Annotated in this window: 1 protein-coding gene; it reads left to right on the top strand. The window is 66.7% G+C overall.

Annotated features, from left to right (window positions below; translation table 11 throughout):
• Window positions 1-119 precede the first annotated feature (119 nt).
• A complete protein-coding gene (locus Pta02_RS40745; protein ID WP_203880407.1) occupies window positions 120-1,361 on the top strand; it encodes an IS256 family transposase in 1,242 nt (413 codons plus the stop codon).
• Window positions 1,362-1,419 lie beyond the last annotated feature (58 nt).

Genomic DNA, 1,419 nt, shown 5'->3' with positions numbered 1-1,419 from the left:
TTGCGTCCATGGAAGTGGTGTAAGAGTTTCCCCAGCTAGCAGGCGTGGCGCCGGACATGGAGACGGCCATCGCGTGATCCTTCGTGATTGCGACATCAAGATCGAAGGAGAAGCAAGCGATGGCCGCGAACAACAGTGTGGACCCCACCGCCTGGCTGGCGGAGCAGATCCAGACCAACGACCCGGATCTGTTGCGATCCATGGTGAAGACCATGGCCGAGGCATTGATGTCGGCCGAGGCCAACAGCCTCTGCGGCGCCGGCTACGGCGAACGCCACGACGAGCGCATCAACCGGCGCAACGGCTACCGGCAGCGGGACTGGGACACCCGGGCCGGCACGGTGGAGCTGGCCATCCCCAAGCTGCGCTCAGGCAGCTACTTCCCGGACTGGCTGCTGCAGCGCCGCCGCCGGGCCGAACAGGCCCTGATCAGCGTGGTGGCCACCAGCTACCTGCTGGGCGTCTCCACCCGCCGGGTCGACAAGCTGATCGAGCAGCTCGGCGTCACCGGGATCTCCAAAAGCCAGGTCAGCGAGATGGCCAAGACCCTGGACGGACAGGTGGAGGCCTTTCGCAGTCGGCCGCTGGACGGCGGCCCGTATGCGTTCGTGTGGCTGGATGCCCTCACCCAGAAGGTCCGCGAGGGCGGCCGGACCGTCAATGTGCACGTGCTGGTGGCCACGGCCGTCAACGCCGACGGCCGCCGGGAGATCTTGGGGCTGGAGGTGAGTTCGGCCGAGGACGGCGCGGGCTGGCTGGGCTTCCTGCGCTCCCTGGTGGCCCGTGGCCTGTCCGGGGTGCAGCTGGTCATCTCCGATGCCCACCGCGGCCTGGTCGAGGCGATCGGCGCCACCTTGGCCGGTGCGTCCTGGCAGCGCTGTCGCACCCACTACCTGCGCAATTTGCTCACCACCGTGCCCAAGTCGGCCCAGCCGTGGGTGGCCACCTTGGTGCGTACCATCTTCGACCAGCCCACCAGTGAGGCGGTGCGCACCCAGCACACCTGGGTCATCGATGCCCTGGAGGCCAAGTACCCGGCCGCGGCGACGCATTTGGAAGCGGCGCGAGAGGACCTGCTGGCTTTTGCTGCCTTCCCGCGCGAGGTCTGGAAGCAGATCTGGTCCAACAATCCGCAAGAGCGGTTGAACAAGGAGATCCGGCGGCGCACCGACGTGGTCGGGATCTTTCCCGACCGGGCTGCGATCATCCGCCTCGTTGGTGCGGTGTTGGCCGAGCAGACCGATGAATGGACCGAGGCGCGCCGCTACATGGGCTTGGACGTGCTGGCCAAGGTCCGGCTGCGGTTGATCTGCGGCGACACACCGGGGCAGAACGTGCTGCCGCAGACTCTTACCGCTTAACCTGCAGAAATAGGATCACGCGAAGGTCGGCTCATACACCACTTCGCTGGACGTGACC

Origin of the sequence: Paraplanobispora takensis (assembly GCF_016863195.1) — a bacterium.
GTDB classification, from domain to species: Bacteria; Actinomycetota; Actinomycetes; order Streptosporangiales; family Streptosporangiaceae; genus Planobispora; species Planobispora takensis.
Note: the sequence above shows the minus strand (reverse complement) of the source record. Positions and strands in the feature narration are given on the sequence as shown.